Annotated in this window: 22 protein-coding genes; 6 read left to right on the forward strand and 16 right to left on the reverse strand. The window is 63.4% G+C overall.

Going from position 1 to position 23,861, the window contains the following annotated elements; translation table 11 throughout:
• The first annotated feature begins 164 nt into the window (after positions 1-164).
• The 4 genes from ACJ8PE_RS07035 to ACJ8PE_RS07050 all read left to right on the forward strand — a co-directional run bounded on the left by ACJ8PE_RS07035 (position 165) and on the right by ACJ8PE_RS07050 (position 2,573).
• Complete coding sequence (locus tag ACJ8PE_RS07035) at positions 165-1,400, forward strand: FAD-dependent oxidoreductase (protein WP_033642339.1); 1,236 nt, start codon at positions 165-167, stop codon at positions 1,398-1,400.
• Positions 1,401-1,468: 68 nt separating this feature from the next.
• The gene (locus ACJ8PE_RS07040; protein ID WP_016928576.1) at positions 1,469-1,729 is read left to right on the forward strand and encodes a type II toxin-antitoxin system Phd/YefM family antitoxin; all 261 of its coding nucleotides are present in this window, start codon (positions 1,469-1,471) and stop codon (positions 1,727-1,729) included.
• Position 1,730: 1 nt separating this feature from the next.
• The gene (locus ACJ8PE_RS07045) at positions 1,731-2,036 is read left to right on the forward strand and encodes a type II toxin-antitoxin system RelE/ParE family toxin (RefSeq protein ID WP_232099409.1); all 306 of its coding nucleotides are present in this window, start codon (positions 1,731-1,733) and stop codon (positions 2,034-2,036) included.
• A gap of 24 nt (positions 2,037-2,060) precedes the next feature.
• The gene (locus tag ACJ8PE_RS07050) at positions 2,061-2,573 is read left to right on the forward strand and encodes a GNAT family N-acetyltransferase (RefSeq protein WP_033642337.1); all 513 of its coding nucleotides are present in this window, start codon (positions 2,061-2,063) and stop codon (positions 2,571-2,573) included.
• A 22-nt stretch (positions 2,574-2,595) separates the two neighbouring features.
• Here the strand turns inward: ACJ8PE_RS07050 and ACJ8PE_RS07055 are convergent, their stop codons facing one another.
• On the reverse strand, positions 2,596-3,108 hold the full coding sequence (locus ACJ8PE_RS07055; RefSeq protein WP_042783943.1) for a DUF2165 family protein: 513 nt from the start codon (positions 3,106-3,108) through the stop codon (positions 2,596-2,598).
• A 134-nt stretch (positions 3,109-3,242) separates the two neighbouring features.
• On the opposite strand from ACJ8PE_RS07055, the gene ACJ8PE_RS07060 reads away from it, so the two are divergent.
• Together ACJ8PE_RS07060 and ACJ8PE_RS07065 are read left to right on the forward strand one after the other, a co-directional pair.
• Positions 3,243-3,506, forward strand: coding sequence for a type II toxin-antitoxin system ParD family antitoxin (locus ACJ8PE_RS07060; protein WP_004939442.1), 264 nt, complete (start codon positions 3,243-3,245; stop codon positions 3,504-3,506).
• 26 nt (positions 3,507-3,532) lie between these two features.
• Positions 3,533-3,730 (forward strand): type II toxin-antitoxin system RelE/ParE family toxin, encoded by a 198-nt coding sequence (locus tag ACJ8PE_RS07065; protein WP_232099410.1) that lies wholly within the window; start codon positions 3,533-3,535, stop codon positions 3,728-3,730.
• A gap of 66 nt (positions 3,731-3,796) precedes the next feature.
• Here ACJ8PE_RS07065 and urtE read toward each other — a convergent pair whose 3' ends face one another.
• From urtE to trpS, 15 genes are all read right to left on the reverse strand, one after another.
• On the reverse strand, positions 3,797-4,495 hold the full coding sequence (gene urtE, locus ACJ8PE_RS07070) for an urea ABC transporter ATP-binding subunit UrtE (protein ID WP_046686646.1): 699 nt from the start codon (positions 4,493-4,495) through the stop codon (positions 3,797-3,799).
• Positions 4,496-4,507: 12 nt separating this feature from the next.
• Positions 4,508-5,314 (reverse strand): urea ABC transporter ATP-binding protein UrtD, encoded by an 807-nt coding sequence (urtD, locus tag ACJ8PE_RS07075; protein ID WP_015377102.1) that lies wholly within the window; start codon positions 5,312-5,314, stop codon positions 4,508-4,510.
• A complete protein-coding gene (gene urtC, locus ACJ8PE_RS07080) occupies positions 5,311-6,387 on the reverse strand; it encodes an urea ABC transporter permease subunit UrtC (RefSeq protein ID WP_033642333.1) in 1,077 nt (358 codons plus the stop codon). Before urtC ends, urtD begins: the two co-directional genes overlap by 4 nt.
• On the reverse strand, positions 6,387-7,967 hold the full coding sequence (gene urtB / locus ACJ8PE_RS07085) for an urea ABC transporter permease subunit UrtB (RefSeq protein WP_404769000.1): 1,581 nt from the start codon (positions 7,965-7,967) through the stop codon (positions 6,387-6,389). Before urtB ends, urtC begins: the two co-directional genes overlap by 1 nt.
• A gap of 56 nt (positions 7,968-8,023) precedes the next feature.
• Positions 8,024-9,292, reverse strand: a complete 1,269-nt coding sequence (gene urtA / locus ACJ8PE_RS07090; protein WP_025302020.1) for an urea ABC transporter substrate-binding protein — start codon at positions 9,290-9,292, stop codon at positions 8,024-8,026.
• Between the two features lie 35 nt (positions 9,293-9,327).
• Positions 9,328-10,038, reverse strand: coding sequence for a GntR family transcriptional regulator (locus tag ACJ8PE_RS07095; protein ID WP_033644224.1), 711 nt, complete (start codon positions 10,036-10,038; stop codon positions 9,328-9,330).
• Between the two features lie 14 nt (positions 10,039-10,052).
• Entirely contained in the window at positions 10,053-13,673 is a 3,621-nt protein-coding gene (gene uca, locus ACJ8PE_RS07100) for an urea carboxylase (RefSeq protein ID WP_442536734.1), read from the reverse strand.
• A 2-nt stretch (positions 13,674-13,675) separates the two neighbouring features.
• Entirely contained in the window at positions 13,676-15,505 is a 1,830-nt protein-coding gene (atzF, locus tag ACJ8PE_RS07105; protein ID WP_442536735.1) for an allophanate hydrolase, read from the reverse strand.
• Between the two features lie 223 nt (positions 15,506-15,728).
• Positions 15,729-18,296, reverse strand: a complete 2,568-nt coding sequence (locus tag ACJ8PE_RS07110; RefSeq protein WP_197793172.1) for a putative mucin/carbohydrate-binding domain-containing protein — start codon at positions 18,294-18,296, stop codon at positions 15,729-15,731.
• Positions 18,297-18,472: 176 nt separating this feature from the next.
• Positions 18,473-18,937, reverse strand: a complete 465-nt coding sequence (locus ACJ8PE_RS07115; protein ID WP_004939471.1) for a DUF1456 family protein — start codon at positions 18,935-18,937, stop codon at positions 18,473-18,475.
• 109 nt (positions 18,938-19,046) lie between these two features.
• Positions 19,047-19,946 carry a phosphonate ABC transporter, permease protein PhnE gene (gene phnE / locus ACJ8PE_RS07120; RefSeq protein ID WP_197793173.1) on the reverse strand — a complete coding sequence of 300 codons (900 nt, stop codon included), beginning with the start codon at positions 19,944-19,946 and terminating at the stop codon, positions 19,047-19,049.
• Positions 19,943-20,806: a phosphonate ABC transporter, permease protein PhnE gene (gene phnE / locus ACJ8PE_RS07125; protein WP_016928590.1), complete on the reverse strand. Its 864-nt coding sequence runs from the start codon at positions 20,804-20,806 to the stop codon at positions 19,943-19,945. Before phnE (ACJ8PE_RS07125) ends, phnE (ACJ8PE_RS07120) begins: the two co-directional genes overlap by 4 nt.
• Before the next feature lie 78 nt (positions 20,807-20,884).
• Positions 20,885-21,817, reverse strand: a complete 933-nt coding sequence (gene phnD / locus ACJ8PE_RS07130) for a phosphonate ABC transporter substrate-binding protein (RefSeq protein WP_197793174.1) — start codon at positions 21,815-21,817, stop codon at positions 20,885-20,887.
• Positions 21,818-21,858: 41 nt separating this feature from the next.
• Entirely contained in the window at positions 21,859-22,692 is an 834-nt protein-coding gene (gene phnC / locus ACJ8PE_RS07135) for a phosphonate ABC transporter ATP-binding protein (protein ID WP_041034041.1), read from the reverse strand.
• Between the two features lie 117 nt (positions 22,693-22,809).
• Entirely contained in the window at positions 22,810-23,817 is a 1,008-nt protein-coding gene (gene trpS / locus ACJ8PE_RS07140) for a tryptophan--tRNA ligase (protein WP_164107453.1), read from the reverse strand.
• Positions 23,818-23,861 lie beyond the last annotated feature (44 nt).

Here is a 23,861-nt window from a genome sequence, read left to right on the forward strand (position 1 = left end):
GCAATACCGTTTTACCCTGCCCGCCGGTTCCGCCCCTCTGTCCGCTCCCTTTGACCACACTGCGCCGCGGGTTGACAGCTCAATGTGATATTGATAATCATTATCAATATTGCATATTCATTTGCGGCTCGCGGGATGCGGGCCGCTCTCCGGGGTCAACCGTCATGTCGTCATCACCAATCACACCTTACGCCACCACCTGCTGCATCGTGGGAGGCGGCCCCGCCGGGCTGATGCTCGGCTATCTGCTGGCGCGGGCGGGGATCGACGTGACGGTGCTGGAGAAGCACGCCGATTTCCTGCGCGATTTTCGCGGTGACACCATTCACCCGTCGACGCTGGAAGTCATGCATCAACTGGGCCTGCTCGACGAACTGCTGACGCTGCCGCATCAGCGCGCGGAATCTCTGCACGCCGAAGTCGCCGGACGCGACATCAAGCTGGCGGATTTCACCCGCCTGCCGACGCGCTGCAAATTTATCGCCTTTATGCCGCAGTGGGAGTTCCTCAACTTTTTGGCCCAGCAGGCCGCCGCCTTCCCCAACTTCAGGCTGCTGACCTCAACGCAGGTTCACCAGCTGCTGTACGACCGCGGCCAGGTGTGCGGCGTGCTGGCCGACACGCCAGAAGGCCCGATCCGCGTGCGCAGCCAGTTGGTGGTCGGCACCGACGGCCGCAACTCGGTGGTGCGCGAACAGGCGGCGCTCAGCAGCCGATCCTTCGGCGCGCCGCGCGACGTATTGTGGATGAAGCTCAGCAAGCAGCCGGGCGATCCGGCCTGGTCGATGGGCCACACCGGGCCGAAACAGAACTTCATCATGATCGATCGCGGCGACTACTGGCAGTGCGGTTACTCGATCGACAAAGGCAGCTTCGATGCGATCCGCCACAGCGGGCTGGAGAAATTTTTGCTGCACCTCGCCGAGGTGGCGCCATTCCAGGACGATCGCCTGCAGGAGATCGTCGAGTGGGATCAGGTCAAACTGCTGAGCATTCGCATCGATCGTCTGGATCGCTGGGCCAAACCGGGGGTGCTGTGCATCGGCGACGCCGCGCACGCCATGTCGCCGATCGGCGGCGTGGGCGTCAACCTGGCGATTCAGGACGCGGTGGCCGCCGCCAACGCCCTGATCCCGCCGCTGCGCCAGCATCGGCTGCAGCTGAAGCATCTGCTGAGCGTGCAGCGCCGGCGCGAATTCCCCACTCGCGCCATCCAGTTTTTGCAGATCAAAATGAGCCAGCGCAAGCCGGGCGAACGCCGCGCGGCGGGCGGCTCGCGCTTGATCGCCCGCGTCGGCAACAGCCGCTGGCTGCCGCGCCTGTTCGGCCGCATCATCGGCCTGGGTTTTCGCCGTGAAACACCGCGGCATCTGTCCAACGAAACCTGCCCGCCGGAATAGCATTGGTGATTTTTTCATCGCGCCGTATAATGGTTAAATCGAACGATTTAATTAACTGGAGCGATTAAATGTACGCACTCACCGCGAACGAGGCCAAAACCCAATTCGGCGATTTGCTGCTCAAGGCGCAGCGTGAACCGGTGCAAATCAATCGCAACGGCAAACCGGTCGCCGTCGTCATGTCTGTAGAAGATTACCAGGCGCTGGAAGATCTCAAATTAAGCGCACTGCAGCAAAAAATCGCGCAGGCTACCGCCGAGGAAGACGCCGGTAAGGCGGTAGACGGCGATGCCTTCTTCAACCGTCTGCTCACCGATGAAACAGACTGAGATGCCCGCATTTCGCCTCACCCCGCAGGCCCAACAAGATCTGCTGGCTATTCGTCATTTCACCATCGAGCACTGGGGCCAAGCGCAATCTCGCCGCTATCTTGAGCAGTTGAGAGAGGCCATGCATCATTTGGCAGATATGCCGGAAGCGGGTAAAGCTCACTTCCACGATCTGGGCGAAGAGATACGCAGTTTTCCTTACGCCAGCCATAGGATCTACTACCGCAACCGCCCTGCCGGCATCACCGTTCTCGCCATTCTGCATCAGGCGATGGTGCCTCACCGGCATCTGGAACAACGGCTGTAATTTTTCTTACTCAAAGGGGCACTGATGTTCACCGTTCGTCAGGCATTGCTGGAAGATTTAACGCAAGTGCGCGATATCGGCATCCGCACCTACCGCGCCCACTTCGGTGAGCTGTGGCGCTACCCGCACGAGCTGGAGGCCTTTCTGGCGGAGGATTTTTCCGTCTCCGCGCTGGAACGGACGCTGCGCGATCCCGACGTATGCTGGCTGTTGGCCCATGAGGATGACGCCCTCGTCGGCTATGCGCGGGTGAACTTCGACAGCCTGCTGGCACCAACCGAGCACATCGGCGCAGAGCTGCAGAAAATCTATTTTCTGCCGGGCCATGCCGGCAACGGCTATGGCCAGCGCCTGTACGAACAGGTGCAGCAGCGGGCTATCGACCGTCGGCAAAAAACGCTGTGGCTGGAAGTGCTGCAACGTAACACCCGCGCCCAACGTTTTTATCAGCGTCAAGGATTGAGCATTTGTGGCGAGACCTGCTACACCAGCGCCCAGGGCTCGATAGGCATTTGGTATATGAGCAAGGCGCTGTAACCGCGCCCCGCTCCGCCGTCGTTTAGCGCGGCTCCCGCTGCAGCATCAGGAACAGCAAGGCAAACGCATTGGGCGCCAGGTAGATCAGTGCCCCCAGCTGCACCGCCAGCGGATCCTTCTTGGCCTGCCAGGCCATAAACCAGTCGCCGGCGACCACCATAAAGCCGACGCCCCACACCGTTATCGCGCAAAGCGCCCCCAGCATCGCCCAGACTTTACCCTTGGCGAAAGCGGCGTAAGGGCCTTTCAATCGCCCGATCATCAACGCCACGCCCGCCGTCGCGAACAGGCCGGCCAGCGTTTCCAGCGCGGTGATGACCGCCAACCCCAACATGCAGGCCCAGTCGGCGCTGATCGCGCGCCACATCAGCCCCGGCGTTTGATAAGTATCCTGCATGGCGAGCAGCGGCCCCACCGCATTGCGCGCGGTGCCGGCGAAATCCGCCGTATTGTTCAACAGGCTAAACAGCCCCCACAGGGCCGGAAACAGGGACAGGACGATGCAACCGAGGCGTGACACAGTGATTTCGTTCATGGTTATCCTTAATGAATAAACGGGTGGCTCCCGTCCTCATGACGGGACCGCTATTGAGATCCTGATAGTTTGACGTGCACAATGTAAGAACTAATCTTACAATGACGCAGCATAGCCGAAAGTGAGGAGGAACAATGGGCAGAACACTAACGGTAGATCTGGGTGACGAACTGCGTAGCTTCGTCGAAGACCTGGTGGCCAGCGGCGATTACCGAACGCCCAGTGAGGTCATCCGCGAATCCGTGCGCACTTTGCGCGAACGTACCGCCGCCTCAAAACTGGAAGAGCTTAGGCGCTTGATCGCCGAAGGAGAGAACAGCGGCGAAGCCGTCGAATGGGATCGTGATGTGTTCATGGAAAGAATACGGAGCAAAGCAAAAGGGTGCGCAGGAGAGTAACCGTTCGTCCAAAAGCGTTGGACGATATGGAAGAGATCTATTTTTACGGGTTGGCGCACTTTGGCTTGCAGGTGGCCGAAGATTATCTGCGCCGCCTGCATCAGGCTTTCGATAACCTTAGCCACCACCAACTCGGCAAAAACATCGATGCAATCAGCCCCGGCCTATGGGTATTGCCCGTCGCCAACCACCTGATTTATTTCGACAGCACAGGCGGGAGGTGAATATCATCAGAGTGCTGCATCATTCCCGCGATCCGCTCAGCCAATCCTTTTTCAGCTGACCCAACGTTAAATCGCCACCAGCGCGCGGACGCCGTCCTGTTCCATAGCGCTGCCGGCGCCGCGCTGCACGATGCTGCCGCGCGACATCACCAGATAGCTGTCCGCCAGGTCGGCGGCGAAGTCATAGAACTGCTCCACCAGCAGGATCGCCATATCGCCCCGCGCCGCCAGCTGTTTGATCACCGCGCCGATCTCCTTGATCACCGAAGGTTGGATCCCTTCCGTCGGTTCGTCGAGGATCAACAGCTGCGGTCGGCAGGCCAGCGCCCGGCCGATCGCCAGCTGCTGTTGCTGCCCGCCGGAAAGATCGCCGCCGCGCCGATCCTTCATTTGCCGCAGCACCGGAAACAGTTCATAGATCGGATCCGGCACCGCGCGCGCGTCGGCGCCGGAAAAACGCGCCAGCCCCATCAGCAGATTTTCCTCCACCGTCAGGCGCGGAAAAATCTCCCGCCCCTGCGGCACATAGGCGATGCCCGCCTGCACCCGCTGATGCGGCTTTTTACCGGTGATGGTTTCGCCCCGCCAACGGACGCTGCCGCTGCGCGCCGGGATCAGCCCCATCAGGCATTTCAGCAGCGTGGTCTTGCCCACGCCATTGCGCCCCAGCAGGCAGGTCACCTCGCCGATGCGCGCCTCGAACGACAGGCCGCGCAGAATGTGGCTGCCGCCGTAATACTGATTCAATTCCTCTACCTGCAGCATGATTACGCCTCCTCAGCGCCCCAGATATACCTCAATCACCCGTTCATCGGCCTGCACCTGCGCCAGCGATCCTTCCGCCAGCACCTGCCCCTGATGCAGCACCGTCACGCGATCGGCAATGGTTTCCACAAACCCCATGTCGTGCTCCACCACCATCAGCGAATGCTTGCCCGCCAGCTCGCGGAACAGTTCAGCGGTGTAGTCGGTTTCAGCGTCGGTCATGCCGGCCGCCGGCTCGTCGAGCAACAGCAGGTGCGGTTCCTGCACCAGCAGCATGCCGATCTCGAGAAACTGTTTCTGTCCGTGGGACAGCAGCCCGGCGGGCCGGTGGCGCTCATGCCCCAGCCGCAGGGTCTTCAGCATCTCGTCGATGCGGTCGCGCTGTTCGCTGCTTAAACGGGCGCGCAGGCAGGCCCATACCGACTTGCGGGTTTTCTGGGCGATCTCCAGATTTTCGAACACCGTCAGCGCCTCGAACACCGTCGGTTTTTGAAACTTGCGGCCGATGCCCGCATGGGCGATCTGCATCGGCGCCAGCCGGGTCAGATCGACGGTCTGGTCGTAAAACACCCTGCCGCTGTCCGGCCGGGTTTTGCCGGTGATCACATCCATCAGGGTGGTCTTGCCGGCGCCGTTGGGGCCGATCACGCAGCGCAGTTCGCCGACGCCAATGCGCAGCGACAGATCGGTCAGCGCGCGAAAACCGTCGAAGCTGACGTTGACGTTGTCGAGCTGCAACACCGGATCGGTTTGCTGCCGGTATTTGTCCGCCGGCAGCGGATGGGTAAACAGTTCGTCGGTCACTTGCATCGCCTTCATGAGGATTTCCTCCGACGCAGCAGGCCAATCACCCCTTTGGGCAGAAACAACGTGACGACGATAAACATCAGGCCGAGGAAAAACTGCCAGTATTCGGGAATGGCCATGGTGAACCAGCTCTTGGCGCCGTTGACGATGCCGGCGCCGAGCAGCGGCCCCACCAGGGTGCCGCGCCCGCCAAGGGCTACCCAAATGGCGGCCTCGATCGAGTTGGTCGGCGACATTTCGCCGGGGTTGATGATGCCGACCTGCGGCACATAGAGCGCGCCGGCCAGCCCGCACAGCACCGCCGACAGCGTCCAGACGAACAGCTTGAAGCCCTTCGGATCGTAGCCGCAGAAGGTCAGGCGGTTTTCCGCATCGCGCACCGCGGTCAGCACCCGGCCGAACTTGCTGCGCGCCAGCGCAAAGCCGATGGCCAGGCTGGCGGCCAGCAGCAGCACCGTCGCCAGGAACAGCGCCACCCGCGTGCCGGCGGCGGTGATGGGAAAGCCGAGCAGCGTGGTGAAACCGGTAAAGCCGTTATTGCCGCCGAAACCGGTCTCGTTGCGAAAGAACAGCAGCATGCCGGCATAGGTCAGCGCCTGGGTCATGATCGAGAAGTACACCCCTTTGATTTTCGAGCGAAAGGCGAAGTAGCCGAACAGGAAAGCCAACAGGCCCGGCACCAGCACGATCAGGCACAGCGCCCAGGCGAAATGCTGGGTGCCGCTCCAGAACCACGGCAGCTCGTTCCAGGAGAGGAACGCCATAAACGCCGGCAGCCCGTCTCCCGCCGCCTGCCGCATCAGGTACATGCCCATGGCGTAGCCGCCGAGCGCGAAGAACAGCCCGTGGCCGAGCGACAGCAGCCCGGCATAGCCCCACACCAGATCGAGCGCCACCGCCACCACCGCGTAGCACAGGATCTTGCCCGCCAGCGTCAGGGTATAGGTGGACACCGCCAGCGGATGACCCGCCGGCAACAACGTCATGAACGGCATGACCAGCAGCGCCAGCAACGCCAGCCCGCCGATGCTCAACGCCAGCCGGGGCGCTTTCTGCACGCCGGTTACGGTCAATGGTTGGCTCATCAGTCAATCACCCTGCCCTTAAGGGCGAACAGCCCCTGCGGACGCTTTTGAATAAACAGAACGATCAGCACCAGGATCAGGATCTTGCCCAACACGGCGCCGATCTGCGGCTCGAGGATCTTGTTGACGATGCCGAGGCCGAAGGCCGCCGCCACCGTCCCCGCCAGCTGGCCGACGCCGCCGAGCACCACCACCAGGAACGAATCGATGATGTAACCTTGCCCCAGCTCCGGCCCGACGTTGCCCAACTGCGACAGCGCCACCCCGCCAAGCCCGGCGATGCCGGATCCCAACCCGAAGGCCAGCATGTCCACCCGCCCGGTGGGCACGCCGCAGCAGGCCGCCATCGCGCGGTTTTGCGTCACCGCGCGTACGTTCATGCCGAGCCGGGTCTTGTTCAGCAGCAGCCAGGTCAACGTCAGCACCAGCAGCACGAACGCGATCACCGCGATGCGGTTCCACGGCAACACCAGGTTCGGCAACAGCTGCACGCCGCCCGACAGCCACGCCGGGTTGGCGACCTCGACGTTCTGCGCGCCGAACAGCACCCGCACCAGTTGGATCAGCACCAGGCTGATGCCCCAGGTGGCCAGCAGGGTTTCCAGCGGCCGGCCGTACAGGTGGCGGATCACCGTGCGCTCCAGCAGCATGCCGATCCCGGCGGTGATGGCGAACGCCACCGGCAGCGCCGCCAGCGGGTAGAGCGCCAGCCACTGCGGCGCAAATTGCTGAAACAGCCCCTGCACCAGATAGGCGGAATAGGCGCCGAGCATCAGCATTTCGCCGTGCGCCATATTGATGACGCCGAGCAGGCCGTAGGTGATCGCCAGGCCGAGCGCCGCCAGCAGCAGGATCGAACCGAGCGACAGGCCGCTGAACGCTTGGCCGAGCAGATCGCCGATCATCAGGCGGTGCTGCACGCGCTGCAGGCTGCGCTGCGCCTCGGCGCGCACCGCGGCGTCCGGCTCATTGGCCGCATCGGTCAAGGCTTGCAGCCGCGCGCGGGTTTCCGGCTCGCCCGATTCCCCCAGCAGCCGCACCGCATTGAAGCGCACCTGCGGGCTGGCGTCGGCCAATTGCAGGTTCGCCAGCGCAATGCTCAGCGCGTCGCGTACCTGCGGGTCTTTCTCCTGCGCCAGCCGCCGGGTCAACAGCGGCAACTGCTCGCCCTGCGCCTCGCGCTGCAGCGCGGTCGCCGCCTGCAGCCGCACCGCCGCGTCCGCGCTGACCAACCGCTGCGCCGACAACGCGTTGGCGATCAGAATGCGCAGCCGGTTGTTCAGCCACACTTTCTTCGGCTCGCCAACCGGGGCCGCCTCGCCTTCAAGCGGCAGATAGCGGTCGCCCTGGCGGATAAAGGCGCGTTTCGCCCCGTCGATCGCCACGCTTTCCTGCTGCAGCCCCTGCAGCAACGGCAGGCGCGCGGGATCCGGCTCGGCCGCCCACGCCTGCAGCAGTTTGGCCTGCTGCGCGCGAGTGGCCGCCGCGAACTCATCGGCCGGCCCGGCCTGCGCCAGCAGGGGCCAGGCGCACAACAGCCACAGCCCGGCGCGCAGAGAGGATAAAAACGGAGATTGCATCAGCTGCCTCTTCTGTTGGGCCGGCGCGCGTCGGGCCGCGCCGGCGCTGAGTGACGTTACTTGCCGCCTTTCACCGGGTAATCCGGCTTTTTGTCGTTGCCGGCGATATACGGACTCCACGGCTGCGCGCGCACCGGCGCCTCGGTCTGCCACACCACGTTGAACTGGCCGTTGCCCTCGATCTCGCCGATCATCACCGGCTTGTGCAGGTGGTGATTGGTCTTGTCCATGGTCAGCGTGAACCCCGACGGCGCGGCGAAGGTTTGCCCGGCCATCGCCGCGCGCACCTTATCGACGTCGGTGGTGCCGGCCTTTTCCACCGCCTGCGCCCACATATGGAGGCCGACGTAGGTGGCCTCCATCGGATCGTTGGTGACCGCAGTGGCGTAATTCGGCAGATTGTGCGCCTTGGCGTAGGCTTTCCACTGGCTGACAAACTGTTTGTTGGTCGGGTTATCCAGCGATTCGAAGTAGTTCCAGGCCGCCAGGTTGCCCACCAGCGGTTTGGTGTCGATGCCGCGCAGCTCCTCCTCGCCGACCGAGAAGGCGATCACCGGCACGTCGGTGGCCTTGACGCCCTGGTTGGCGAGTTCTTTGTAGAACGGCACGTTGGAATCGCCGTTGATGGTGGAGATCACCGCGGTGTTGCCGCCGGCGGCGAACTTCTTGATGTTGGCGACGATGGTCTGGTAATCGCTGTAGCCGAACGGCGTATAGACCTCTTCGATATCCTTGTCCTGCACGCCTTTGCTGTGCAGGAAGGCGCGCAGGATCTTGTTGGTGGTGCGCGGATAGACGTAATCGGTGCCCAACAGGAAGAAGCGCTTGGCGCCGCCACCGTCCTCGCTCAGCAGGTATTCCACCGCCGGGATCGCCTGCTGGTTCGGCGCCGCACCGGTGTAGAACACGTTCGGCGACATCTCTTCGCCTTCGTATTGCACCGGATAGAACAACAGTCCGTTCAGCTCCTCAAACACCGGCAGCACCGACTTGCGCGACACCGAAGTCCAGCAGCCAAACACCGCCGCCACCTTGTCCTGGCTCAGCAGCTGGCGCGCCTTTTCGGCGAACAGCGGCCAGTTGGAGGCCGGATCTACCACCACCGGCTCCAGCTTTTTGCCGAGCACCCCGCCTTTGGCGTTGATCTCGTCGATGGTCATCAGCGCCACATCCTTCAGCGGCGTCTCGGAAATCGCCATGGTGCCGGAGAGCGAACTCAGAATACCGACCTTGATGGTGTCGGCGGCCTGCGCGCTCCAGGCCAGGCCCAGGCCGACAGCGGCGGCGGATAGCGCAAAAGCTTTGATAAAACGACGACGTTGCATAGTTCAAACTCCTGATGTGTGTGAAATCAAAATCGTTACGCCGAGCGCGCAGGCTGCTGAGCCCGCGCCTGGTGCAACATGTGCAGCGTTATTTTTCGCACTTCTGCCTTGCTGACGGCGATGTGCTCGCCGAGCAGCGTTTGCGCCGCCCCGCTTTGCCGCTGCAGGATCGCCTGCAAAATGGCGGCGTGCTCGCGGTAGGTGGCGTCCACCCGCGCCTGCTGGGTGAAATCCAGCCGGCGAATGATGCGGATCTTTTCGGTCAGTTCGCGGTGAATGCGCGCCATTTCGCCGTTGCCCGCCGCGGCCACCAACGCCTGATGAAACTGCTCATCGTGCTGCGACACCGCCTTGCCGTCCGCCAGGCGCGGCGCTTCGGTCCAAAAACGGCTCAGCGCCGCCAGCGCGTCCGGCGTTTCCCCGGCCGGGCGTTCGCACAGCCGTTTCACCGCCTCTTGCTCCAGCACGATGCGCAGGTCGTACAGCTCTTCGAAGTAGGCGAAGTCGAACGGCCGCACCTGCCAACCGCTGCGAAACAACACCTCGACATAGCCTTCGCGCTCCAGCCGAAACAGCGCCTGACGCACCGGCGTGCGGCTGGCCGCCATGCGCTGCGCCACGTCGCTTTCGCTGAAGCGATCGCCCGGCAGCAGGCGAAACTCGAAGATGTCGGCCTTGAGCTGCAGATAAATGCGCTCCGCCAACCCTTCCGGGCGCGCCTTGTGCTCTCCGTTGGTGATTTGCATCATCGCTCCTCCGTTCAGACCGCCTTTTCCAGCCACAGCAGGGCGTCGCCCGGCCCGACCGGCCGCCCCTGCCGGCAGCTGATGCGTTTAACGATCCCGGCGCGCGGCGCGGTGACCGCCAGCTCCATTTTCATCGCCTCGACCACGATCAGCGGCTGCCCGGCCGCCACCGCCTGCCCCGGTTCCACCAGGATCTTCCACACGCTGCCGTTCAGATCGGCGCTGACCAAATCGCCGTCGATGGCGTCTTCTTCCTCCGGCGGCAACAGCTGCGCCTCGGCCTCGTCGTCATCGCTGCGCCAGCGCGCCACTTCGGCGCTGAACGCCTGCTGCTGGCGATGCTGGAAGTCGGCGATCGCCTCGGCGTTGTCGGCCAGGAAACGGGTGTAGGCGGCGAAGTCGAACTCGCTCTCTTCGATGCGCACCTGCATGCGCCCTTCACGGAACGCTTCGCGCTGCTCGTCCAGCTCTTGCTCGCTGACCGGGTAGAAGCGCACCTGATCGAAGAAGCGCAGCAGCCAGGGCTCACCGGCGGTGAACTGCGGGTTTTTGAGAAACTTGTTCCAGATCGGCAGCGTGCGCCCCACCAGTTGGTAACCGCCCGGCGAATCCATGCCGTAGATGCACATGTACATGCCGCCGATGCCGACCGTCCCTTCGGCGGTGTGGGTGCGCGCCGGGTTGTATTTGGAGCTCAGCAGGCGATGGCGCGGATCGAGCGGCACCGCGCAGGGCGCGCCGAGGTAGACGTCGCCCAGCCCGAGAATCAGGTAGCAGGCGTCGAACAGAATGTCGCGCACCTGCTCGCGTCGGCTCAGGCCATTGATGCGCTGAATGAAATCGACGTTGTTCGGCAGCCAGGGTGCCGAGGCGCGCACCGTCTGTTGATAGCGATCCACCGCCCCCAGCGTGGCCGAATCCTCAAACGCCATCGGCAGCCACACGGTGCGCGTCGGCACCTTCAGGCGGCTGACGTCCCCCAGCGCCCGTTCGCGCGCCAGCAGGCGCTGCAGCAGGTCGGCCTGGCTAATCTGCCGGCTGTCGTAGCGGATCTGCAGCGAACGCACGCCCGGCGCCAGCTCCGCCACGCCCGGTATCGCCTCCTCACGCAGCGACTGCATCAGCAGATGAATGCGCAGCCGCAGCGCCAGATCGAGCACATTGTCACCGTACTCCATCAAGATGTAGCCGTCCCCCGCCTGGCGATACGCCACCGCCGGGCGCCCTTCCGCCGCCGGCAGCGCCGCCAGCACCGCGACGGAAACGGTCTCCGCCGGGGCCAGATCCGGCGGCGGCAGGGTGATGGCCTTCACCGCCGCCAGCGCTTCGATGCTGCCGAGCTGCGCCTGCTCCAGCGACTGCGCCTGCCGGAAACCGATCGGATGGAAACGGATGCGGTCGCCCGGCTTCACCTGCCCCACTTTCCACAGTTCGGCCTTGGCGATGGTCACCGGGCAGACGAAGCCGCCGAGGCTGGGCCCGTCGCGGGTCAGGATCACCGGGAAGTCGCCGGTGAAGTTGATGGCGCCGATGGCGTACTCGCAGTCGTGCACGTTGGAAGGATGCAAACCGGCCTCGCCGCCGTCCTCCCGCGCCCACTCGGGCTTCGGCCCCGACAGGCGCACCCCGAGGCGGTTGGAGTTGTAATGCACCTGCCAGTCGGTGGCGAAGAAGGCCTCTATCGATTCAGCGGTGAAAAAGTCCGGCGCGCCGTGCGGCCCGTACAGCACGCCGATGTGCCACTGGTCGCCGTAGTGCGGGATCAGGCTGTCGTCCATCGCCTGCGGCGCGGCGATCGGCGCCGGCGTGGTGCTGGCCGCCAGCGCCGGTTGGGCGATCGCCAACATGTCCGCCACGCGCAAGGTGCGCCCGGCGTGGCCGCCGAACTGGCCCAGCGCGAAGGTGGAGCGGCTGCCGAGATACACCGGCACGTCAAAGCCGTTGCGTACCGCCAGATAGGTGCGGCAGCCTTGCGTGGCGCGCCCCAGCGTCAATACCTGCCCGGCCCGCACCGCGATCGGCCGCCAGTAGGAGACCGCCTCGCCATCCAGATCGGCCGGGCAGCTCGCGCCCGTCAGCGCGATGGTGGCGTCGCAGTGAAAGCGCAGCGTCGGCCCCTGCAGGGTAAACTCCAACCCGGCGGCCGCCGGGTGGTTGCCGACGATGCGGTTGGCCAGCCGAAACGCGAAGTCGTCCATCGGGCCGGACGGCGGCACGCCGATGTCCCAATAGCCGAGGCGGCCGGGATAATCCTGCACGCTGCTGTAGGTGCCGGGTTGCAGCACTTCGAGGCAGTGCGGCTGGAAACGCACATCGTCCAGCAGGCGCGTCCAGACGTCGCCGCGCTGAAATTGCGGCGTGGCGATCACCTGCCGCAGATAGTCGAGGTTGGTGGCGATGCCGTGCAAACGGGTCGCCGCCAACGCCACGCGCAATTTTTCCAACGCCTGTGCCCGATCGGCGCCGTGCACGATCAGCTTGGCGATCATCGGGTCGTAAAACGCCGACACTTCGCTGCCGGTCGCCACCCAACCATCGAGGCGCACGTCGTCAGGGAAATGCACCTCGGTCAGCACGCCGGGGCTGGGCTGGAAGTTTTTCAGCGGATCTTCGGCGTAGAGGCGCACCTCGATCGCCGCGCCCTGCGGCGCGCGTTGCAACGCCACCCAATCCAGCGCGTCGCCCGCCGCCACCTGCAGCATGCATGCGATCAGATCCAGGCCGGTGACCATTTCGGTGACCGGGTGCTCGACCTGTAAGCGGGTGTTCACCTCCAGGAAATAAAACTCGTCGCGCGCGGCGTCATAGATAAACTCTACGGTGCCGGCGCTGCGGTAATTCACCGACTCGCCCAGCGCCACCGCCGCCCGGTGCAGCGCCTGGCGGGTCGCCGCCGGCAGATGCGGCGCCGGGGTTTCCTCCACCACCTTTTGGTTGCGCCGCTGCAGCGAACAGTCGCGCTCGCCGAGCGCCGCCACCCGCCCCTGGCCGTCGCCGAAAATTTGCACCTCGACGTGGCGCGCCCGATCGACGAAGCGTTCGATAAAGGCGCCGGCGTCGCGGAAGAACTGCTCTCCCAGCCGTTTGACGCTGTCGTACGCGTCGCGCAGCGCCGCCTCGTCGTCACAGCGCGTCAGGCCGATGCCGCCGCCGCCGGCGGTGCTTTTCAGCATCACCGGGTAGCCGATGCGCGCGGCGGCCGAGACCGCCTGCTCAACGCTCTCCAGCAAGCCGGTGCCCGGCGTCATCGGCACCCCGGCCAACGCCGCCAGCTCGCGCGCCCGGTGCTTGAGGCCGAACTCGCGCATCTGCGCCGCCGTCGGGCCGATAAAGGCGATGCCCGCCGCTTCGCAGGCGTCGGCAAACTCGGCGCTCTCGGACAAAAAGCCGTAGCCGGGGTAGATCGCCTGCGCGCCGGTGGCCGCGGCCGCCGCGAGGATCTTGTCGATGCGCAGGTAGCTGTCGGCGGCCTTGTCGCCGCCGAGCGCCACCGCCCTGTCGGCCTCGGCGACGTGCGGCGCATTGCGGTCGGCGTCGGAATAGACCGCCACGCTGGTTACGCCCAGGCGTTTCAGGGTGCGAATGGCGCGGCAGGCGATTTCGCCGCGGTTAGCGATCAGTACGGTAGTAAACATGTTCATGCCCCCTTAACGCTGGCGAGATAGTCGCGCCAGCCGCCAAACTCAGTGATATCCGTGGCACCTTCCAGCGCCCAGGCTTCGCAGATAAACCCCTTCACCCGCCGGCCGTCCGCCAGCAGCAGCGTGCCGATGCCCAATGGCGCCGGAATTTCCGCCACAAACTCCCCGAAACGGGCCAGCGGGATGTCCCACAGCTCAACGTGGATCGCCGCCCCCTGAGCCGCGCACGCCAGCCCCGGCTTCGGCGGATCGGTATCGGCCAGCGCATACAGGCGATAGCAGGGGGCGGTAGCGGTTTGCTCCACCTGCACCGCGTCGCGCTGTGTCAGCCGGACGTTGAGCGGCATGCCGCTAAGGTGAGCGCCCACTACCGCCAGACGCACGTGCCCTGTGGACGGCGCAGGCACAGGCTGCGGCGGCAATGCCCGACCGATGGCCCCGAGCGGCAAGGCGCTTTGCCGTTGCCAGCGCAGGCCAAACGCCGCCAGCGCCCGGTCATGCCAGGCGGGCGCAATCAGGGTGATGCCCGCCGGTAGACCGTCTTCGCGCAGCGGCCCCGGCAGCGCCAGCGCGCTCAGATCGGCCAGGTTGGTGAAATTGGTGTAAGTGCCGAATTGCGAATTGAACAGCACCGGCTCCTGCGCCATCTCCGCCAGGGTGCGAATAGTGGGCGCGGTCGGCACCACCAGCGCGTCGAACGGCGCCAGCCGCTGGGCGATTTGCCGCGCCAGCTCGGCGCGCAGGTATTCCGCCTTGTAGGCGTCGCAGGCGCTGTAACCGAGGCCGTTGCCGACGATGCCGCGCACCACCGGATCGATAGCCTGCGGGCTCGCTTCCAGCACCTGCTCAATGGCCACCGTGCGCTCCGCCACCCAGGGGCCGTAATACAGCTGTTCCGCCAGAGTGCGAAACGGCGCGAAATCGAGGGGTTCCAGCGTGGCGCCGCCCGCCTGCAGCTGCGCCAGCGCTCGGTGAAACGCCCGCTCGGCCTGAACGTCGCCGAAAAACTCCAGCTGGGCGGGAACGGCGAAACGCGGCGCGGCGGGGATATCCGCCGGCGCGGTATGCGGATCGGGGCGGGAATACGGGTCTGCCGCGTCAAAGCCGCTCGCCAGTTCCGCCACCAGCGCGGCATCGGCCACCGTCAGCGCGAAAACCGACACCGTATCGTTCAACCGGCAGGCCGGCACCACGCCGCGGTTGGACAACCGCCCCTTGGTCGGCTTCAGCCCGACGATGTTGTTGAACCCGGCGGGCACACGCCCCGAACCGGCGGTGTCGGTGCCGAGCGCGAACGGCACCAGGCCGCGCGCCACCACCGAGGCGGAGCCGGAGCTGGAACCGCCGCTGACGTAGCGGCTGTCGAAGCTGTTGACCACTGCGCCATACGGTGAGCGAGTGCCTACCAACCCGGTAGCGAACTGGTCGAGGTTGGTTTTACCAAGGGCGATCGCCCCGGCGGCGCGCAGGTGGGCGACCACGGTGGCGTCCGCCGCGGCCTGATAGGTGAACGCCGGGCAGGCGGCGCTGGTCGGCCAGCCGCCAACGTCGATATTGTCTTTGATGGCGAAGGGCACGCCGAACAGCGGCAGGCGGCTGAGATCGCCGGCGACCGCCTCGAGCCTCTGTGCCAGCTGCCGATACTGCTGCTCGCGCTGCGCCGGCGTAGCGAGATACAGCCAGGCGTTATCGTCTGGGTTCAGCCCGGCGACCAGCGTTTCGATCGTCGCACTGACGCAGGCAAGGCGCTCGCCCGCCGGGCGGGTTTGGTAATGGTGTTGCCATTCACTGAGGGTAAAACCGCACGCTACAACAGGTTCGCTCATCGACTGAATTCCATCTGGTACACAAGATGGGATTCAACAGAGCAACCGGCGTGCCAATTTTTAATCTCATGATTTCAATAAATTATAATTAAAACTTATGACAGCGGCGGCAAACGGGCTGCACCAGCGGCGCGCAGCGGGAGAACAAAAAGAGTGCAATGGCGGGATGACGCAGAGGAAAAACCGGGGCGACGACACTCGCCGCCCCGCAGGCCGATGGGGATCAATCCTTAATGCGTTTCAAACCGACCGGCGTAATGCAGTAGGTCTGTTGCTTGCCCTTCTCCGCCAGCCGCAAGTGCTGCATTTCGTTGACGATCGCCAGGCGGTTGTCCGGCTCTTCATGCCGCAGATGAATCACTTCACCGCCGTAACCCGACAGCGGCAACACCCAGGTTTTGGCCGGTTGATTCTGGCTGCCGATGACGTCGTAGCTGAGCAAGACGTTGCCGTCCGCATCCGTCACGCTGAGGAAGGCGTAGCTGTCGGCAAAGTAGTGGTGAGCAATCCCCGCCGCCAGCGTGACGGTAACGGTTTTCTTCACCAGATCGATGGCGCCGGTCAGGAACTGGCGATCGCCAATCCCTTTGCACGCCACGGTAAACGCATTGCCGACGTTAGCGCCCGGCGGCGTATTGTCGGCCGGCAGGCAATCCCGATAGGTCGCCAACAGCGGCTCGCGCTGCGGCTCGGCAAAGGCGCCGATCGCCAGATAAATATCGTCCTTGAACGACGACGATGGCGCGTAGTAGGCCGGCAGCAGCCGGCGCAAACGCTGCGCCGCCTGTTCCAGGCGCGTCAGCAGCGCCTGCTCGGGATCGCCGGGCAACGCCGGGTTTTTCAGCCCGCTGGTTTCGATACGCAGCACGTTGGTTTTGTTTTTGTTATCGATGACGCCGGCCGCCGCCGGATTCAAACGCACCCGGCTCGGCTCCACATGATAAATCTCGATGTCATCACCCTCGGCAAACGGCAGCTCGTCGTGACTTAACGTAGCCTGAGTGCCCTGAACCTCTTTGCTGAAGCGCACCGCACCCTGCCGATCGCGCAGCGTCACCCGGGCATAGGTTTCACCCGGGAAGTAGGCGTGCGGCGTGGTGCTGGTCACGTCAACCACCACCGCCCCTTTGGCGCGATCGACGACCACGGTGGCGAAGACCGCATCGCTCAGGCCCAACAGATTGATCTCCTGCGACACGATCGGCGAAGCGGCTTTGCGCTCGAAGCGAAGCGTCACCGCGCTTTTCCCCTGTTTCACGGTCAGGTAACCCGCCGTCGGCCGGTATTTGCGATCTTTACCGGTCGGCAACCGCAGGGTGTACACGCCGATCGGCAACCCAGCCAGCGCCAGGGTCGGCGCGTCAATACGGACCTTGTGGGCATAGCGCGCCCCTTCCATCAGGACAAGATCCTCACCGTAGATCTGCGCAAAGTCATCGATATCCAGACTCAGGGCGACATCGCCTTTCAGGCCGCTCGCCTTGAGCTGAGAGGAATCGACCAGGCGCAGGGAGGAATCCAGCTTCAGCTGTGCCTGCACCGCCGGCAAACTCTGCACATCCACCAGTTGATACAGCGGGTACACCGCCTTGGCGTGGCTGAACGCGTTGAGATCGCGCTGCGTTTGGGTGATCACGCCGCCGGTCAGCTCGACAAACGGCGTCACGTCGATTTGCTCGCCGGCCGCGGCGAAGCTTGCCGACAGCAGGTCCAGCAAGGCATGTTCGGACGGCACGAAGCCCGGCGTATTGCAGCTTTGGCGATACTGCTGGTTAAAGTGCGTGAAGGCGTTCTTGCCTGCCTTGTCGACCATCAGCATCGCGAAGAACAGCTTGGAGCGCAGATCCCACTGGTTGAGCGGCGTGCCCTGAGCGATCAGATCGACGATTTTCTTCTCGACGCCGGCCGCGTTGCCGTAGTTATACAGCCACCCTTCCTGGTATTTGCGCTCTCCCAGCATCACGTCCTGATAGCAAGCGGCGTAAATATTGTTCCACATCTCACCGGTGGAGAAATATTTGTCGCCCATAAAGTGCCCCTGATAGCCGTGCGCGATCTCATGCAGACTGCCCCAGTTGCTGTCTTTCGGCGTCAGCCAGAAGCTGCTGACCGAGCTGCTGGTTTCCGCCGTCCAGCGGCCGCCGTAATACGCGGCGCCGGCGCCGTGTTTATCGGCCTTCATAAAGTAGCGGTTGCGAATATTGCGATCGGATTCGTGTTCAGCCTCGAACGAGACGCCGGTCAGCGCATTGTAGAAGGTGAAAATGCGGTCATAGTAGGCGATCAGCCCGTCGATGTTTTTCGCCTCGCCCAGCGACTTCAGCGCCGGTTTACTGATTTTCGGCACCAGCAACACCGCGTATTCCGCATCGACCAGCGCAAACTCGGCGTCCCGATCGTCCCAGCGGGCGAAGAATGCGGCTTCGTTTTCGCCGCGGCGATAAACCGGCAGCGCTTTCGCCGTGTCCGGATACTCGAACTCCAGCGCCGGTTCGCCCTGCCCGTACGGCGTATCGATAAACGGCACCGAGACGGCATTGACCTGGGCCTCGACCCAGCTCGCGCCGACGCTGAATTCAGCCTCCGTTTTGCTGTCGTCATTCAGCAAGCGCAGCGTGAGCTTGCCGGTAAACGCCGCGTTGGTCTGCCGCACTCGCAGCACCTGCCCGGCGGCGAGAATGATGCCCAGGTGCTGGCGATCGTGATCGATACCTTTGCTCATGCCTGCCGCATCCAGCCAGACCGGCCGGGTCAACGTGTAAAGTGATTGGGTTTTCGTGATGGTTGGCATCCTGCTTTCCTCATGGTTTGGGTGATTGAATTGACCATGAGAAAGTAACCGGGGGGCGGCCCGCCCACCATCGATGGTGGATGGCTGAGGGCCTGTACAACAACGGCGGGCGGGAGAGCGGCAATAAAAAAGGCGCAACCTTGCGATTGCGCCTGAGGCTCGGTGAACGCTGCGCGTTACTCGCCGCGAACGCGCTGCGCCAACCCTTTGAGGAAGTAGCGCAGCATCTGATCGCCGCATGGGCGGTAGTTCTTGGTGCCTTCTTTGCGGAACAGCGCGCTCAGCTCCGGCTTGGAGATGCGGAAGTCCACCGCGGTGAAGATCTGGTGCATGTCGGTGTCTTTCAGCTCGAACGCCACGCGCAGCTTTTTCAGCACCAGGTTATTGGTGATCGGCAGTTCAACCGCCGGCGCCGGGAACTTGTCGTCCTTGCCGCGCTTGAAGAACACCAGGCCGTTGAGGAAGTGCGCCATCACTTCGTCAGGGCACTTCTCGTAGCCCGGCTCGCCTTCTTTGATCACGTAAGCGTCCATCGCCGACACCGCCACCTCGAAATCGTCCAGTTTGATAATCTCGACCATTTTGGCGTTGTTAATGCTCAGCATATAGCGCACGCTGCGCAGCACGTCGTTGTTCATCATGGGATTGCATTGCCTTTACTTGTCTAACGGGGACGTGCGCACATTGCGAAACGAAATGACTGCCACACACCTTGAATGTGCGGCAGTATAGGGATCGGCAAGGGGTTTCTCAATCGATTTGGCTTTTTTGCTGATACAGCGGGATATCTTCGCCGATGATGTACTTGTTGCGCAGCAGCGACGAGACCTTGTCCATGATCATCACCACCACCACCAGGATCAGGGTGATGAACATCACTACGTCCCAGTTCCACAGCCGCATGTTCTCCGCATACACCAGGCCGATGCCGCCGGCGCCGACGAAGCCCAGCACCGCCGCAGAGCGGGTGTTGGACTCGATCTGGTACAGGCTGAGCGCCAGGAAGGTGGGGAACGACTGGGTGAAAATGCCGTAGCGGTGCTTCTGCAACCCGTTGGCGCCCACCGCCGTCAGGCCGCGGCTGGGGGACTTGTCCACCGCCTCATGGCCTTCGGCGTACAGTTTGCCCAGCAGCCCGACGTCCTGCATCACGATAGCCAACACCCCGGCGAGCGGCCCCATGCCGACGGCGCGCACGAAGATCAGCCCCCAGATCGCCATGTCGATGCCGCGCAGCACGTCCAGCAAGCGGCGCACCAGCACGGAGATCGGCCGCAGCAGCGGCGTCGACATCACGTTGCGCGCGGCGAAGAACGACAGCGGCAGCGCGATCAGCGACGCGGAGATGGTGCCGGCGAACACGATGGCGATGGTGATGCCGATCTGCTGGAAGTAGTACATGAACGGCCAGTTGACGAAGTCGTGCCAGACGAACATGCGCAGGAAATAGCGCCCCAGCTGCTGGCAGCCGTTGATAAACTGCGGCCAGCTAATGCCGAAGACCAGGAAGAAGAACACGTAGTACAGCACGATCGCCAAGGCGATCAGGCCGACGGTGCGCAGGTAGCGCCCCTGCTGCGCGAAGATCGCCTGATGCTGCTGTTTCAACTGGCGCAGCGTTTCCGCCGATGCCGGAGTGCCCGCTGTCATTTTGCCCCCTCCACCACGCGCTTGCGCAGCTCGCCCGACACGTAGTCGAGCACGGAAACCACCACGATGATCAGCAGCAGCGTCATGCTGACCTGATCGTAACGGTCGAGTTTAATGTTGGTCATCAGCTCCTGGCCGATGCCGCCCGCCCCCACCAGCCCCAAAATGGTCGACTGACGGAAGTTGATCTCCAGCCGCATGAAGCTGTAGGAGAGAAACACCGGCTTCACCTGCGGCCACAGGCCGAAGCGCATGCGCTGCAGCGGCGTGGCGCCACAGGCCGCCAGCCCGCGCACCGGTTTGTTGGAGGCGGTTTCGATCGATTCGTAGAACAGCTTGGTCAGGCTGCCGATGGTGTGCAACGCCAGCGCCAGGAAGCCGGGAATGGCGCCGATGCCGAACGCCATCACGAACATCACCGCCCACGCCAGCTCCGGCATGGTGCGCAAAAACGCCACCAGCGTGCGGATCGCCAGCCGCACCGAGGCCGGGGTATAGGTATTGCCGGCCGCCAGAAATGCCAGCACGGTCGCCACCAGCACCGAGAAAATGGTCGCCGCCAGCGCCAGCTGCAGGGTCTCCCAGATCAGCGGCAGCTGAATGTTCAGGCGATAGCCCCAGTAGGCCAGCGAGCCTTCGGTACGCCCATCGGCGAACAGCAGGTTCCAGTGCAGCGTCGGCACGGTTTCGGCCAGGTAGTCGAAGAAGTGCGGAATAGACACCCAGACGGTGTGCAGGTTGAACTCGGCGAGGTTGCCGGCGCCCAGGTACAGCACCACCAGCCCGAGCGACCACAGCAGCGCTTCGCGCTTTTGCTTGCTGCGGATCCGTTGGTAATAGTGTGCGAAATCGGTATTCAAAACAGGTCTTCCATCGTTATGGAACAAGGGGTTCAGCATGCTGAACCCCTTCATTCGGGCGGCCGAGGCAGCCGGGAATCAACGGTCGCCTTTGGTCAGCTCGCGCTTCATATCGATGATAGTCTGGTATTCCGCCAGGGTGGTGTCGCCGATGTGCTGTTTGCCGCCCATCGCTTTGATAAAGCACGCGTGATCGTCTTTATCCAGCTTCTTGATGGCGGTGACCACTTTGGCCTTGAAGTCGGCCGGCAGCGAGTTGCTCACCAGGATCGGGCCGTTCGGGATCAGCGGCGACTGCCAGATGATGCGGATCTGTTTCATCAGGTCCGGATGATCCATGCGGATCATGCGGGTGAACGCGCCGCTGGTGTAGCCGGTGTTGTAGTCGCCGATCATCGACGCCCAGGTCACCGCGCCTTCGAACTGGCCGTTCAGCACGCCGAGGATGTCCTGCTCGTGGCCGCCGGAGAAGGTGACACTGGAGAAGGTGTTGTTGTATTTGTTGTCGACCGTGCCGCCGAACAGCTTTTTAAACGCCTGGTTCGGGATCAGGAAGCCGGAGGTGGAATCCGGATCGGCGAAGCCGATGGCCTTGCCCTTCAGGTCTTCCAGTTTCTGGTACGGGCTGCCGGCCTTCACCACCACCACCGAGTGGTAGCCGCGCGACTGGTCGACGTCGTCAACCGCGATGCCGACGATGTCCACCGCTTTCGGATCCTTGATGTAAACCGAAGCGAACGACGACGGCGACATGCTCAGCACCAGGTCAATCTTGCCGCCCAGCAGGCCCTGGATCACGCCGGAATAGTCGGATGAGTTGCGCAGCTTGGTATCGACGTTCAACTCTTTATCCAGAAACTGCTTCACGCACTGGTTATCGCCAATCTGCTGGGTGGCGTTCTGGCCGCCGAGAATGCCCAGGTTCAGCTCTTTCGGCGCATCCGCTGCGGCAGCATTAAATACCATCATCGTGCCGGCCATCAGGGTGGTCAGACTCAATACTTTTTTCATTAGGTGTGCCTTGTGTGTAAAGGGTAAAGGTCAAAAGTGCTTCAATGGATCTGATTGGCTTCCTCGCCATACAGCTGGTGCAGGATCCGTTCGTTCAGTTGCGAAGGATGCCCGTCAAACACGATCTTCCCGTGGGCGATGCCGATCACCCGCGAGCAATACTCTTTCACCAGTTCGACCGAGTGCAGGTTCACCATCACCGCGATGCCGTCTTCGCTGATTTTCTGCAGCGCATCCATGATGCGGCGGGTGTTTTTCGGATCGAGCGACGCCACCGGCTCATCGGCCAGCAGGATTTGCGGGTTTTGCATCAGCGCGCGGCAGATGGCGACGCGCTGCATTTGGCCGCCGGAGAGGTTCTCGGCGCGCTGCAGCGCGTGCGGCAGCATGTTGAGCCACTGCAACAGCTCGATGGCGCGAGCGCGGTCGGCGTCATCGAACAGTTTGAAGAAGGATTTCAGAGTGGAAGTGTGGCTCAGACGGCCCAGCAGCACGTTGGTCATCACGTCCAGCCGCGGCACCAGGCAGAAGTCCTGGAAGATCATGCCGCAGCGCGCGCGCCACTGGCGCATCTGGCGGCCGGCCAGCTGAGCGATATCCTGCGCCACGCCATCGTCTTCGAAGTGCAGCATCTCGCCGCAGCTGGAAGGAATGGTGCCGTTCAGGGTGTGCAGCAGCGTGGACTTGCCCGCGCCGGAACGGCCGATCACCGCCACGAATTCGCCGGCATGCAGATCGAAATTGATGTCATCCAGCACGCGCTGCTGCGCTTTGTAGGCCTTGCCGAGTCCCTTTACCGATAACACTTTGCGGGATGCGGCGGCGTGCTGCCCTGGAAAGTCGTGCTGTGCCAATTTTAACAGTGCCTGAGCCATATGATTTCTCTGGTTTCAGTGGCTAATCATTATGGGCACCTATTAACGGATAAGTTTATGACAGTGGGATGATGGTTTTATGGCCGGGGCGTGACGCGTGCCGCCCCGGCGTGCGCATCATTCCAGGCTAAAGAAGTCCAGCCCCAGCGCCGCCTTGACCTGCTGCAGCGTCTGCTGGCTGACCTGATGCGCGCGGCGGGTGCCATGCTGCAGGATGCGCGTCAGCTCGCCTTTATCGGCGATGAATTCGGCGCGGCGGGTGCGGATCGGTTCGAGCAGGCTCTGCAGGCAATCCTCCAGCAGCCGTTTGATTTTCACGTCCCCCAACCCGCCGCGCCGATAGTGCGCCTTCAGCTCCGCCAACAGCGCTGCGTCTTCGCAGAAGGCGTCCAGATAGGTGAACACCATGTTGCCCTCCACCCGGCCGGGATCGCTGACGTTGAGATGGCCGGGATCGGTGAACATGCTCATCACCGCCTTGTGCACCTCGTCGGCGCCGGCGCCAAGCTGAATGGCATTGCCGCGCGATTTCGACATCTTGCCCTGCCCGTCCAGCCCCGGCAGACGCCCGACGTTGCTTAACAACGGCTGGCACTCCGTCAGCACCGGTTGGCCGACGATGTGGTTGAAACGCCGCACGATCTCGTTGGTTTGCTCCAGCATCGGCAGCTGATCCTCGCCGACCGGCACGTGGGTGGCGCCGAAGGCGGTGATGTCCGCCGCCTGGCTGACCGGATAGATCAGAAAACCGGCCGGCAGGCTGCGGGCGAAATCCTTCTCGGCGATTTCGCTTTTCACCGTCGGGTTGCGTTCCAGCCGCGCCACGCTGACCAGGTTGAGGTAGTACATCGTCAGCTCGGCCAACGCCGGCAGCGCCGACTGCAGGCAAATGGTGGTCTTGTGCGGATCGATGCCGACCGCCAGATAGTCGGCCACCACGTTGAGCACGTTGGCGCTGATTTTTTGCGGGTTGTTGCCGTTGTCGGTCAGGCCCTGCAGATCCGCCACCATCACCGTTTGGTTATGCTGGTGCTGCAGTTCGACGCGCTGGCGCAGCGAGCCGACGAAGTGACCTAAATGCAGTGGGCCGGTGGCGCGATCGCCGGTAAGAATGGTGTAGCTCATGGCAGTGCTCCTGAAGGTCTGTAGACCGCCGGATCAACGCCACA

The sequence above is a fragment of the Serratia sp. CY74737 genome, assembly GCF_052166775.1.
GTDB lineage: Bacteria > Pseudomonadota > Gammaproteobacteria > Enterobacterales > Enterobacteriaceae > Serratia > Serratia ureilytica.